We start from the raw sequence: 13,156 nt of genomic DNA on the forward strand, positions 1-13,156 counted from the left end.
AAAGAGCATGCGAGGACGGATTCAAGGCTTGTTTCCGGGACTGGCAGCCACTAAGGCAATACGCATGCAGTTGAAGCACCAATGGATCGGCCCGGATGTGGATTACCAGCGAGCCCTGGAAATCCAGCTCGAACGGGTGGATCTTGTTCTTGAAGGGAAATCGGGGAACCAGCTGCTCTCCATGGAGCATCGCCCGGTTTATACCATTGGCCGGACCCGTGACCAGACATCACTGGGAGCGAACGCCACATTGCTCCCCCACCCTGTGGTTGAAATCAATCGCGGTGGCCAGGCCACTTATCATGGCCCCGGGCAACTGACCGGCTATCCCATCGTGGACCTACGGCCACTGGGCAAAGACCTCCACGCCTACATCAGATTGCTGGAAGATGCTCTGATCATTACCTGTGGCGAATATGGCGTCAGGGCAGATAGGCGTGACGGGCTGACCGGCGTATGGGTCGACGACCGGAAACTTGCATCCATCGGCGTGGGTGTTAGAAAATGGATCACCATGCACGGCTTTGCCATCAACTTGACACGTGCCAGCTTGCTGGGATTCCAATCGATCACCCCCTGTGGCATTGATGGAGTCACCATGACCTGCCTTGAGAGCGAGTGCGGCAGTGCCGTCGATGTGGAGGGATTCGCCCACCGCTGTGCGCCACACCTGGACAGGCTCTTGGGCGGGATGCGGGCCAAACATGCCTAGGTGGCAGGCCGTCCTTGGGACATTCCCACTCAAGTCCCGTCCTCGCCATCAAGAGCCCTCGCCGGCAGCCGGGACCGCGTCTGCGACATTGCTTTGGTCCCCGGACTCTGCAAGGGTTTCAGCCTTTTCCTTTTTTTTCTGAGCCTTGGTCGATTCCTTGATAATCTGCCGCTCGAGGTCCGGGTTCTGGTTTTTCCCCTGACTGATCGCCACACCCAGCCAACGAAGCTCATAACTGTTATCGAGGGCCACCTTGACAAGCATGGTCAGCGGCACGGCTAACAACATCCCGACCGGCCCCCAGAGAAACCCCCAGAACAGGACGGAGATAACGACCACCACGGTGGACAAACCGAAACGGCGCCCCAGAAGTGCCGGCTCCATGAAATTTCCTAAAAACCCGTTAATGACCAGGTATCCACAGGCGACAGCGATGGCGTGTTTCACATCGTGGATCAGCAAGGCAAGGATCACGGGGGGGATGCCGGCTATGATCGAGCCGATAGCCGGGATGTAGTTGAGCGCGAATGCGAGGATGCCCCACAGAAGGGGGAAATCGACCTCGGCAGCCCAGCAGAGCAAGCCAGCCAAGCCGCCGGTAGCGATACTGACCATGGTTTTGATACCGAGGTATTTCTGGATGTCGCGGGTGGCACTCAGCATACGCTGAAGGTTTGGCCCCTGGGCATCGACGATGGCCTCGAACCGGCGCGCAAACATCCGTGCCTCACTGAGCATGAACACAAGGAGGATGAGCACGATGAAGGAGCTTTTCAGGGTTTCCAGCACCCCACCTAACAACGAGGTGATATTCTCCTTGAAAAAGTCACCGATTTTTTCCGCGGTCAGGAATTTCTTAATTTCCTCCTGCGCACCTTCAAACTGCCATTCCTCAAGCTGGGCTCCACCGTTCAGTGCCACGTGGTACATTTTTTTTCCATACTGTTCGAGTCGGTCACCTTCAGCCAAATCGTTGATCAGTAAAAAACCAATCACCATCACGCCGGAGAGGAAGGCAAAAACCACCAGCACGGTGATGAGGACGGAGATAAACCGGGGCACCCTGTGTTCACGAAGCCAGTTGGTAATGGGAAAACTTACCGCCGCGATGAAAAACGCGAGTGAGACGGGTATAAAAAAGTCCCTGGCAAAATACAAGCCACTGAGCACGAGCACCGCCGAGGCGAGCAAGAGCATGGCTTTATAGGCTTCTGCGGGTTTGGATGGCACGGGAATGGATCTTGGGACGAGTTGGTGTGGCCAAAAATAAAAATCATTGTTAGCGTAAACCAGCATCAATTGTATGCTTTTGCCACGATGCCTCGGGAAGGCACGGCCAACATACGCTTATTCAGACGCTCAAGCAATGGAATCATTCGATTATTGTTAAAAAAATGACAATCACAGACCGGCCCGTCATCAGCATCATCATTCCAGCGCTGAATGAATCAGAAAATCTGCACACATGCCTTTCGTCCCTCCCCTATCAGGATATGGTCGAAGTGATCCTCAGCGACGGCGGCAGCATCGATGATACGCTGGCCATTGCCCAACAATTTCCCATCGTGATCCTCCACGCGGACCGTGGCCGTGCCAGGCAGATGAATGCCGCAGCCCGCTGTGCGCGTGGGGACGTGCTTCTTTTTCTGCATGCCGACACCATACTCCCCCCAAATGCATACCACGAGCTCATCCGGTCGATTCAGGACGGGTGCCTGATGGGGTGCTTCGAGAGGAAATTCGATACCAGCAGCCGGCTGCTCGCCGTCACCTCCCGTTGGGCCGGCTGGCGGGCGCGCAAGCTATTCTGGGCATACGGTGACCAGGCGATCTTTATCAACCATGCGTTGTTTCGGCGTCTCGGTGGTTATCGGGATCTGCGGCGATTCGAAGACCTCGACCTTGCCATCCGGGCCAAACCACATGGTCGTTGGACCGTTTTACCAGAACCGGTTGTCACGGATGCCCGCAGGTTTGGTAAACACCCCCTGCCCCGCCTCGCCAGCGATTTTTTCCTGACCTTGGCGTGGCGGGCCGGACTGATCGACCAATAAGCAAGCGCATAGACTTGCCAGTCGTGGAAAATCCACCTAGCCTACGCGCCATGAAATCCCATGAGGTGCTCAAAGCTGCATTTGAGAATAGCAGCCCCAAAGCCATCGCGTCTGAACTCGGCGTTTCCCTCTCACTCGTTTACAAATGGGCGCAGGAGCAGTCCGTGAGTGGTTCGGGGAGCAGGAATCCCCTCGACCGTATCGTCGAAATCTACGATCACACCCAGCACCAGCCGATCATTGAATGGCTCTGCGAGCAGTGTAACGGCTACTTTGTGAGTAATCCCACCAGGAAGGCCGAACAGGGGTATGACGTGCTGCCTGCCACCAACGAAATCGTTGGCCAGTTTTCCAGTTTGCTGACCCGTATCTCCCAAGCCGCACTCGACAATTCGATCACATCGGACGAGGCATCGGACATCCGACAGTCCTGGGACAAGCTCAAAAGCTATGCCGAGGGCTTTGTGCGCTGCTGCGAGGAGGGTGACTTCGAGCTGATGCACGAGGACCACGACAAAGGCAAGGGTGAGCCGCGCAAGACTCTATATTGACCAGCTTATTAGACCCCATTTACCGTGACCAGCCAACAATACCGCTTCGCCCGCAACCTCCTCTTCCGTCTCGATGCGGAAACCGCCCACGATGTCTCTCTCGACGCCCTCCGCTGGCTGGAACGACTGCACATCCTCGGGCTGGTGACCCCCAAAGCCCCCAAAACGAAACCGATCGAGTGTATGGGGCTCACCTTTCCCAACTGTGTGGGACTTGCCGCCGGACTCGACAAGGAGGGCAGTTGCATTGATGCCTTTGGGCGGCTCGGGTTCGGCCATATTGAAATCGGCACCATCACTCCACGCGCCCAACCGGGCAACCCGCAGCCGCGCCTGTTCCGCATCATTCCGGAGCAGGCCATCATCAACCGCATGGGCTTTAACAACTCCGGCATCGAAGTCGGTGCCACCAACGTCGGAGCCTCATCCGCTTTCCGGAAAAACGGCGGCATCGTGGGATTCAATATTGGAAAAAACAAGGTGACCCCCAACGATCAAGCCACCGACGATTACCTGACCTGCCTCCGTGGCGCCTGGGATGTCGCCGACTACATCACCGTCAACCTCTCCTCCCCCAACACCCCCGGCCTACGCGACCTCCAGGCGGCTGACGAAACAGCCAAACTCATCGACGCGCTGAAAATCGAACAGGAAAAACTGACCACCTCGAGTGGTCGGCGCGTTCCCATCGCTCTGAAAGTCGCCCCCGATCTCGAACCGCAGCACATCGCGGACCTTTCCAGAGTCTTTCTCGACGGCGGGCTGGACTGCCTGGTTGCGACCAATACCACCATTTCCCGCAGCGAGGTCGAAGGTTGCGACTTTGCCACCCAGCCTGGAGGACTTTCCGGTGCCCCGCTCACATCACGTTCCACCGAAGTCATCTCAGCCTTTTACAGCCACCTCGGCGACAAGGTACCCATCATCGGGGTCGGTGGCATCATGACGGCTGAGGATGCCAAGGAGAAACTCGAGGCCGGAGCCAGACTGGTGCAGCTCTACACTGGCTTCATCTATCACGGCCCCCCCCTGGTGAGGGATATTTTAAAAGCGACCCGTTGAGCCGGGCTAAAACCGCTTCCCCACCCCCACGCTCAGCTCGCCGCTGATTTTGACGCTGCTGTCTTTTTTGTGGGTCAATCCACGCATTTCCCTGTCGCTCAGGCTTTGTCGCTCCAGACCGATGGCGTCCGAACGATACAACCGAGGATTCGAGATATCGTTGGCCATCATCGCCGAATCGTTGGGATCGGACATCTCCCAATCCTTGATGTCGCTGGCGCAGGAAACAAGGCCGAGGGTTCCGAGCAGGAATAGGTGTTTCATCTTATTTCCCGGTTAACTCACCAAATCCCCGATCGACCCGAAATCCGGGATGAAGAGGCGTTTATAAAGGCGGGCGGCGTAACCATCGGTCATACCTGCAAGGAAGTCGCAGACGAGTCGGGCACGGGCATTGATATCGGTTTCTGCTTCAATTTCCTGGGCATCCTCCTCGGGTAGCAACTGAAAGTCCTGGCCGGAAATTGTCTCACCATCGATGTAGCGTTTCTTCAACACCTTCCAGAGGCGCTCTAACATATAGTTCCCCTTGTGTTCGAGCTGTTTGAGTTCGGGCGACAAAAAGACGCATTCGAATGCGAGGCGTTTGAAGACCTCGGACTCGTTGCGGATTGCATCATCAACCTCGACGATGTACTTGTACCGGTTGGTCAGCCCACTCATCGGGTTGGTGTCCTCAAGTAAACTGGCGGCCTGGATGTATTTGCCGATGCGTTTCCCAGCGAAGGGCTCGACCCGGTTGCCGCGAATGGCTTTGATGAGATCGCCGAGAGGTGTGCCATCACCCAAAGACTCCCCGGTTTTTTCCGCCCAGCGTTCGATGCGGGCAATGGATAAAAACCCGGCCCTCACGCTGTCGGCAAGATCATTCAGCGAATACGCAGTATCGTCGGCCCAGTCCATCACCTGGCACTCGATGGATTTAAAGCTGTCCCGCGCCTTGCCCGGTGTCATTTCAAGAGGGAAATCATTGCCGCCCATCGCCCAGTCGAGGTACTTCACTTGCTGGTCATAGATAAAATGATTCTCAGGAGCCTCGCTGTCATTACGGAGTTCCGTCCAGAGGGTTTTGTATTTCAGGATACCATCCAGAAATGCCCGCGTCGGGTCCATACCGGCCCGTTTGACCGAAAAAATCCGCTCGGTCAGCAGGCGGAGTGTCTGTGCGTTGCCCTCGAATCCGCCGTAATCCTTCATCAGGAAATTGAGACTCCGCTCACCCGCATGACCGAATGGGGGGTGCCCGAGGTCGTGCGACAAACAAACCACTTCAACGAGTTCAGGATCGATAAAATGATCATCATGGAGCAAGTCCGAGCTTTGCTTCAGCCAGTGACAGATCGACCGGCCAATCTGCGCCACCTCCAGCGAATGCGTGAGACGCGTCCGGTAAAAATCGTACTCACCACTCCAGAACACCTGCGTCTTGCTCTGCAACCTACGGAAAGCCGGGGTGTGCAGCACCCGGTCGCGGTCGACTTGAAACGGTGTCCGGAAATCATCACCCGGCTCCCAGTTGGAAAGCCGCTCGGTGTCGAATGCGTTGTAAAAAGTATTCATCGGCTCAGGTATTCTTGATTCCACGGTACGAAAAGTCACGCAAGGAAACCATTTTTGTCACCGCTGACCAGAGTGACCCATGTTCAGCTATCATCCCGCCGTATCCTGATGCAGCCCCTGGGCTGGCTCAACGCTTTGGCCTCCCTTTCACGGCTCATAAATACTGCTGGACCTTGACACCCAGGGCGTTGCCCTGGGCTACGTTAGAGTTGCCCCGTCGGGGCGTAACGTTACCCGTCACCCGTCACCCGTCTTCAACCTGAATACTTCCAACCAATCAAACCATCTCCCGCGCACTCAGATAGGCATTCGCCATTGCCACCGGTAATTCCTTCGCCAGTGTATCCACGGTATACACGCCGTGCGCCCGCAGCTCGCCGAGTATGCGGTCTCTTTCCTCGAGATAGATCGATGTCGCCCCCACTTCGAGTGCCTCATCGAGTGTCCGTGCGGGTGACGCCATCCGCTGCACCACCGATTGCTCGCGCAGGTTGGCCAGAATGGTGACGTGGCGCCTGCGGATCATGCGCAGTGGCTCGATCAACTGGTGGCCGTCCTCACCGCGGACGTTACTGAGCAGCACGACGAGTGCCCGACGTTGCTGTCGGGTCATCAGGCGTTGGGCCGCCTCGGTGAAATCACTGGGTGACGCCGTGGTTTCATAATCGTAAAGGTGATTGAGAATGGTGGTCATCGACTGGACACCTTTCACCGGAGCCAGCCATCGGTCAGATCCGCCGACGCCTAGAATGCCCACATGATCGCCCTGACGAAGCGCCGTGTAGGCGAGTAACAGCATCGCATTGAGACAGTGGTCAAACTGGGGCACACCGCCATCCAAAGCACGCATCCGCCTCCCGCAATCCACCGCCAGGATCACCGTCTGGTCGCGCTGCTCCTGATATTCACGGCTTACCAGGGAAAGGCGTTTCGAGGTGGCTTTCCAGTCAACCTGCGAAAGCATATCACCGAGCTGGTAATCGCGCAGCTGGTGAAACTCCCGACTGATCCCCTTGCGGTTTTTTTTGACAATCCCCATCTGGTCGGCGCGGTTATCCATCGCCAACAGGGCATAACGCAGCACAGGCTCATAGTTCGGATACACACGTGTGGTTTGCGCTTCTCCACCACGGCATTTTTTTGACCACAAACCAAGGGGGGAAAAAACCCGCAAGTGTGCCGGGGCAAACTCCTTTAAGCCACGCTCGGAAATAGTGACGGGGTATTCGACCTTGGTAAATCCCCTCGACCTGATCCTTCCCCGCCACGGCATCTCTTTGCTAACAGCATCACCTGGAATCCCATCGTAGCAAAGGACACGCACTGAAGTCGTCGCCTGATTGCGCAGCGTGATAGGCACCAGTTGTTCAATCCCAATAGCAAACCGCCCTGGCAAATGACGCTCCACGCTGGGTGCCTTCAGCATCGCCCCGGCGATAAAGTCGACAAAGATGAACACCATGGCAACCGCCCCGCCCCAGAGCCAGTAGGTTTCCATGGAAGGAATCAAACTGGCTCCAAAACCGAGCACGGTCCAGCACCCGGCGATCAGGACGATGTTAGAGGTTGGCTGCATGGCCGGATAATTGCCAGTTGTTAAATTCTCGGTGCTTCGACGGAATGGACGATAGCAGCTACGGCGTCATCGATATTCTGCCCGCTGATAGCGAGTTCCGGGGCGAGCTGGACGCGGTGGCGGAGGACGGGGAGCGCGGCGGATTTGACATCATCCGGAGTGACAAAATCACGACCATTCATCAGGGCGTATGCCTTACCCACCTGAATCAGGCTGATCGCACCACGGGTTCCAGCACCGAGGCTGATCCCCTGGGCCTCGCGGGTGGCACGGCAGATATTGACGGCATAGCGCACCACTTCCGGCACGGCACGGATGGCGGCACACTCCTGCTGCGCTTGCAGGATCTCCTGCTGCGCACAAACCTGTGCCACGGCCCGTGCATCAAGCCCCTTGGCCGACGCGCGGGTTGTCACCTGCCCGACCACCTGTTCTTCGCTGGTCTGGTCCGGATAATCGATCACCACCTTCATGATAAACCGGTCGAGCTGGGCTTCGGGAAGAGGATAGGTGCCCTCCTGTTCGATGGGGTTCTGTGTTGCCAGTGTCATAAACGGAGGCTCTAGCTTGATGCTTTCACCATCGATCGTCACCTGCTGTTCCTGCATTACTTCTAACAACGCCGCCTGGGTTTTTGCCGGTGCCCGGTTGATTTCGTCGGCGAGCAGAAGGTTGGTAAAGACCGGTCCGCGGCGCATCTGGAAAGTCTGGCTTTTCATGTCAAACAAGGTGAACCCCGTGACATCCGAGGGCATCAGGTCGGGAGTAAACTGGATCCGACCAAACTGTCCGCCAAAGGTGTTTGCCAACGCGATCACCAGGTGGGTTTTACCCAGGCCGGGTTTGCCTTCGAGCAGCACATGCCCACCGGCCAGCAGGGCGGCAAGGACCTGGCTAACGACCTGGTCCTGGCCAAAAAACACTTTGCGCAGCTCGGAGTAGATTTGTTGACAGAGTGCCGCGGCATGCCCTCCCTGAGGTGCCACCTCGGCCTGGGTATCCTCAGCCTGCTCGCTCGCAGCGTCATAGGGGTGTTGGTATTCGTTCATTATTCTATTTTTTGTTAGTTAATTGTTTTCAAAATATGCTGCAGGTTCTTGACCACACGCACCATCACACCGGGTTCTCGGACCTGGTTTCTGGTCATGGCTTCGATAATTGATTCGACAGGCAGACCCGTGCGCTCGGCAAGTTGTTCAAAGACCCCCTCGTGATTGCCATCGGCACCCAGGGAGAGTCGGCGGCTCACTGTCCCGCGCAGGGAGGCCAGCATGGTGTCGTCTCGTTTATGACGCCAGAGAAAGCGCCCGATTCCCCGCACCTGACCGGAAAACTCCCTTACTTCACTCTTAGGCAGATCTTGGGGCGGGCCAAAGCGTGGTAGGTTTTTCCATAACCAGAAAGTGATCACGGCCGCCAACCCAATCACCGCCATCCAGAAATACCGCCACACCATGGTAAAGAAATTGTCTCCGCCTCCGTCTGTAAAAACAATCGTTCCCTCACGCGACAGATTGACGAGCTCCGAGACAAAACGGGCGTGATCGCCGTAGCCAATGTACCGATTGCGCAGCGGACTGGCATCGGTCAATAAACTGACCCTACCCCGCCCGTAAAACATACTCAGATAGCGATGTTTATCGGTCTTCATGTTAGATCCCGTGCCATACTCACTGTTAAATCGTGCATCATACTCCAGCCCCTTGTCCGACCAGTGATGAATCGTCATTTTTCTCCCCCCCAGGGAATAATCTACTTTCTCAGCCCCTAACAAAGCCCGGTCCTCCTCCGCCATCGCCTCCCAATCATCGCGATCGAGCTTAGCGCCACTCCCTGCAGTCGGCCGGTGATCCCAGTCAACCAACTCCACATGCAATTCCTCGAGTAAGTAGTCCAAACCTGGTGTGCCGTCTTCCAGGGAACTACTCGAGACATCGTGGTATCGACTGAAATCATTCCCCCGTTTCTCACCCGAGGCCAGCATGACCACCAGGTGCCCCCCATTGTCAACCCATCGAAGAATACGCTTCATCCGCCCCTCGGTATTAAGCGATGATGGTGAGAGAAAGAGCGTGGATGTCCCGTAGTTGAGATCGCCGATGCTACGCTGGGAAACAACCTCCTTGCCCAGGTTCTGCAGCATCCGTTGGGCGGCCAGAAAGGCATTGCCCCTCGCTTCCCCCTTATAGCCTATGGTGCGGCGTTTCTTGACTGTTTTCTGACAGGAAACGGATGAGACCAGAAACAGCCCGATCAGCAAGCCGCCTAGCAGCCTGTGGAGTGTGGGCATCATACTCATCGGGCCCTCCTCTCCATGCCATGAAACGGCCAGCTGTCACAGAGATGCTCCATGGCGTGATCGTCCGGTTTTTGTTTTCCATACGCCATCCCGATCCAGGAGTTGGTCAGGTTGGAAAAATACGGTGTCACCCGTTCGTCCTGCATGGCCTGGACATGGCGCAGGCAATCCGCTTCGGTATCGCTTTCAATAATCGGCACATCGGCACGGTGCACCAGCCAGGTGATCGATCCCCGATAGAGATAGCTGAGTGCCAGCTGATGTTGGCCGTCGCGCCAGGCTTTGCGGGCTGCGGACACCACGTCGTCGGGCAGTGATTCCGGGGTGATCGTCATCCCCATCACCTCACGGGTCTTGGGGCCTCGGTCCTTCTGGGCCGCCAATCCCTCTGAAGTGAACACGTGGCGATTGGCGTATATCAGATAAACCAAGCCGGCAACCACAGCCGCCAGAACCACGATAAAAATCAAATTTCCAAATGCCGCCGGCATGCCGACGCCCCCCGAGCCCCCACTACTGGACGATGATGCACTGGATTTCTCCACAGGCACATCCTCGACCCGGTAATGGACGGTGAAGTCCTCACTATCGAGTACTTCCTTGATTTCTTTTTGGGCTGAGCCCTCGTGCAATCCGGTCCTGGCACCAGCATCACGGGCCGATGCCGTGGGGGCACTGGCCAATAAGCTCCCACACACGGCTAACAAAACCATGACCATCACACCGGCGCCATTGCGCATGTTCTCCAATCGGCTCCCAAGCCTTTTGAAGGCAAGCTCGATATCCCAGCCTTCGGTCAAGGTCCGACTATTGATATAAAGCGCAAACCCGGCCGCCACATAGAACGGCTCCATCAGGGTGAAGGAAAGCAAGCGAACCACCGCAAGCACCCACAGCATACTCATCGAAACTTCCTCAAACTCACTGTAGTCAAAAAAGTCCCCGATACTGCGCCACCATTGCTCGCTGACATTAGCGGGCACCATCATGAAAACCAACATCACCATCCCAAAGGCCGCCACCTGCTCTAACAACAACCCGGCCAAGGTCGCCATCGTTGCGCCCTCACCACCGTTTCTTTCCAGCAGATTCACCCGTTGCCGGTAGGCGTCACGACGGAGTCCTTCGAGCTCAGACACAGGCATACTCAACCCGCGGGCGGGAGAAAAGCGACCGACCACCAGGGCAAACCACAGTCGGCGCACCAGCAACCGTGGCCATGCTTTTAACACCTCCAGCACACTGGGCACCGCACCAAACAATGCCCTGCTGACCACCAGGAGTGGCACCCGGTCATAAAGTGGCTTCAGCCACCAGCTAACGAGCATAAACCACACCGGGTGATTCCGTAATAACAAGGCTAACAAAATCCACAGCGGCACCACGGTCACCAACCAGCTTTTCCAAAGCGCTCCAATATGCCGACGAGCCAGGGCGCAGCCAAGATCGATCGACTCCCAGGGCACGCGCGGGCGGATTTCAGCTGTTACGTCCTCAAGCCGCATCGTGGTTCCTTTCCATCCGTTTGCCAACCCTGCGCCCGGAAAACGCAAGGTAGAGAATGACCAGCACCCACAGGCTGATGCCCGTTGTGTATTTTACCATCGGCGCAAGTGCGCGGGCCGACCAAAAACCTTCGATCGCAGCAGCCACGAAGGTCATCAAGGCGGCACCGTAAATCAAGGGGAGCGATTTTTTCCCCGCATCCATCAGCGACCGTCCGATGGTTTTTCTGCCGGGATGGAGCACCCCCAGACCTATCCGCAGTCCGGCCATACCGGCGATGACCATGGCAATCAACTCGAAGGACGAGTGACCCGCCACAAAGGTATAAAAAGCCTCCTTACTGCATGCCACATGGATATAGGCGATCACCGCGCCAAAAAACACCCCGTTGTAAACCAGGAAAAAAAGACTGCCGAGACAAGCCAGTATCCCGCCCGCGAAAATCCGGAAATCAATCCCGATGTTGTTCCAGATATAGTGGCAAAACATCATGAAGTTCGAGCCGTATTCTTCTCGCAGGTTGGCGATCTGGTCCTCCTCGCTGCCATACATCATATCGAGCTGGGACATCATCTCAGGCCCTAACACCGCCTCGACCCAGGAAAAATCCGGCCAGTAAAACCCAGCCAGCGCGACCCCTGCCAGTGGCAGGACGAAGCTCAGCGTAGCCACGATCAGCAGCCTCCACTCCGCCCGCACTGCGACAGGAAAATCAACCGCGACAAAACGCAGCAACCTCCCCCAGGTACCACCAGCCCGGCGGTGGATCAGCTTGTGCCCACGGATGACGAGCACGTTGAGACGCTCATTCATCGGCATGCCATACATCCGGTGCCGGGCCAGGGCGAGGTCGGTGCAAATCTCTCGGAACATCTTCGGAAGTCGCGAGACATCCAGGCCCTGGACATTTTTCTCCAAAGCATTGACGGTCTGCTCATACTCCCCCCAACGGGATGCGTTTCTCTGTTCAAATTCCTTTCCCTGCATCCTCCTGTCTCCCCTAGTGTTTCTCCCCCAGCCAATGCGCCATTCCGAGCAGCCGCGTCATCCCCTCCTGCCCTTTGGCTCCTGTTAGTTCCTTGGCGTGGTCCGCCAGCTCAATCCGGCGGGCCTCCGACCACATACCGCCGCGTTCCTGGAACCCGGCCAAGGCAGCCTGCTCCTCGCGTGAAAGGGGAACCCCGGGTGCTACCGAATGCATCACCGGCGGCAGAGTCGCCATGTGCATGTTAGGCAGTCGGTCATACACCACCACGGTATTGGCTAACAAATCCCCCAAGCGCTGGAAACGCTGCGTCAGCAAGGTGCTCAGCAAGCCGAAGCCATAACTGAAAACCGGCATCCCGTCCGCGAAACGCAGCATATTCCTTAAAAAGGCCTGGCCGAATGAAATCGGGGCACCCGAGGTATCGACCACCCGCAAGCCCATGACCCTTTTTCCGGGCGACGCCCCACGTTTCCCGGCTTCGAAGACGATGTAATAAAAAAACATCACAAAAAACATCATCAGCATCGAGAGCCCCGCCGATACGTTCCCGCCGATGATCAGTTCACCGATTGAAAGCACAATCGCGCCAAGCAGCACAATACCTCCGCGGATCAGCAAATCCAACAAATACGCCAGGACACGCACATAGGGGCCAGCCATACGGAGATGGATCTCCACACCCTCGGCAAGCTCAATGCTCTGCAGGGTATCGAGTCGTGGTTCTTGGCGTCCGTTCGTGCTGGTTGTGGTCGTGGGCATCATCGGAAAAACAACCCTAACAAGGAAAACACCCCGGAATGGTTGAATGAAAGGTCTGACCTGCCCACTTTAGCGATGATACCCAGCAG

13 protein-coding genes are annotated in these 13,156 nt (G+C 56.7%); 4 read left to right on the top strand and 9 right to left on the bottom strand.

Annotated elements, in window-relative coordinates; translation table 11 throughout:
• Window positions 1-64 precede the first annotated feature (64 nt).
• Window positions 65-712 carry a lipoyl(octanoyl) transferase LipB gene (gene lipB / locus H7A51_10095; GenBank protein MCP5536568.1) on the top strand — a complete coding sequence of 216 codons (648 nt, stop codon included), beginning with the start codon at window positions 65-67 and terminating at the stop codon, window positions 710-712.
• A 48-nt stretch (window positions 713-760) separates the two neighbouring features.
• On the opposite strand, the gene H7A51_10100 is transcribed toward lipB, so the two are convergent.
• On the bottom strand, window positions 761-2,008 hold the full coding sequence (locus tag H7A51_10100; GenBank protein ID MCP5536569.1) for an AI-2E family transporter: 1,248 nt from the start codon (window positions 2,006-2,008) through the stop codon (window positions 761-763).
• 98 nt (window positions 2,009-2,106) lie between these two features.
• Between H7A51_10100 and H7A51_10105 the strand changes: the two genes are divergently transcribed.
• The 3 genes from H7A51_10105 to H7A51_10115 are packed head-to-tail and all read left to right on the top strand — an operon-like array spanning window position 2,107 to window position 4,379.
• On the top strand, window positions 2,107-2,766 hold the full coding sequence (locus H7A51_10105; protein MCP5536570.1) for a TIGR04283 family arsenosugar biosynthesis glycosyltransferase: 660 nt from the start codon (window positions 2,107-2,109) through the stop codon (window positions 2,764-2,766).
• 50 nt (window positions 2,767-2,816) lie between these two features.
• Entirely contained in the window at window positions 2,817-3,317 is a 501-nt protein-coding gene (locus tag H7A51_10110; protein MCP5536571.1) for a hypothetical protein, read from the top strand.
• Window positions 3,318-3,341: 24 nt separating this feature from the next.
• Window positions 3,342-4,379 (top strand): quinone-dependent dihydroorotate dehydrogenase, encoded by a 1,038-nt coding sequence (locus tag H7A51_10115; GenBank protein MCP5536572.1) that lies wholly within the window; start codon window positions 3,342-3,344, stop codon window positions 4,377-4,379.
• A 6-nt stretch (window positions 4,380-4,385) separates the two neighbouring features.
• Here H7A51_10115 and H7A51_10120 read toward each other — a convergent pair whose 3' ends face one another.
• From H7A51_10120 to H7A51_10155, 8 genes are all read right to left on the bottom strand, one after another.
• Window positions 4,386-4,643, bottom strand: coding sequence for a hypothetical protein (locus H7A51_10120; GenBank protein ID MCP5536573.1), 258 nt, complete (start codon window positions 4,641-4,643; stop codon window positions 4,386-4,388).
• A gap of 12 nt (window positions 4,644-4,655) precedes the next feature.
• A complete protein-coding gene (gene dgt / locus H7A51_10125) occupies window positions 4,656-5,939 on the bottom strand; it encodes a dNTP triphosphohydrolase (GenBank protein MCP5536574.1) in 1,284 nt (427 codons plus the stop codon).
• A gap of 277 nt (window positions 5,940-6,216) precedes the next feature.
• Window positions 6,217-7,515, bottom strand: a complete 1,299-nt coding sequence (locus H7A51_10130; GenBank protein MCP5536575.1) for a DUF58 domain-containing protein — start codon at window positions 7,513-7,515, stop codon at window positions 6,217-6,219.
• A gap of 20 nt (window positions 7,516-7,535) precedes the next feature.
• Complete coding sequence (locus H7A51_10135) at window positions 7,536-8,564, bottom strand: MoxR family ATPase (protein MCP5536576.1); 1,029 nt, start codon at window positions 8,562-8,564, stop codon at window positions 7,536-7,538.
• A gap of 14 nt (window positions 8,565-8,578) precedes the next feature.
• Window positions 8,579-9,808: a DUF4350 domain-containing protein gene (locus H7A51_10140; protein MCP5536577.1), complete on the bottom strand. Its 1,230-nt coding sequence runs from the start codon at window positions 9,806-9,808 to the stop codon at window positions 8,579-8,581.
• Window positions 9,809-9,810: 2 nt separating this feature from the next.
• Window positions 9,811-11,319, bottom strand: a complete 1,509-nt coding sequence (locus H7A51_10145) for a hypothetical protein (GenBank protein MCP5536578.1) — start codon at window positions 11,317-11,319, stop codon at window positions 9,811-9,813.
• Entirely contained in the window at window positions 11,309-12,307 is a 999-nt protein-coding gene (locus H7A51_10150) for a stage II sporulation protein M (protein ID MCP5536579.1), read from the bottom strand. Before H7A51_10150 ends, H7A51_10145 begins: the two co-directional genes overlap by 11 nt.
• Window positions 12,308-12,320: 13 nt before the next feature.
• Window positions 12,321-13,070, bottom strand: a complete 750-nt coding sequence (locus tag H7A51_10155; protein ID MCP5536580.1) for an RDD family protein — start codon at window positions 13,068-13,070, stop codon at window positions 12,321-12,323.
• Between the last annotated feature and the right edge of the window lie 86 nt (window positions 13,071-13,156).

Source organism: Akkermansiaceae bacterium (assembly GCA_024233115.1).
In the GTDB taxonomy this organism is placed as follows: Bacteria; Verrucomicrobiota; Verrucomicrobiia; order Verrucomicrobiales; family Akkermansiaceae; genus Oceaniferula.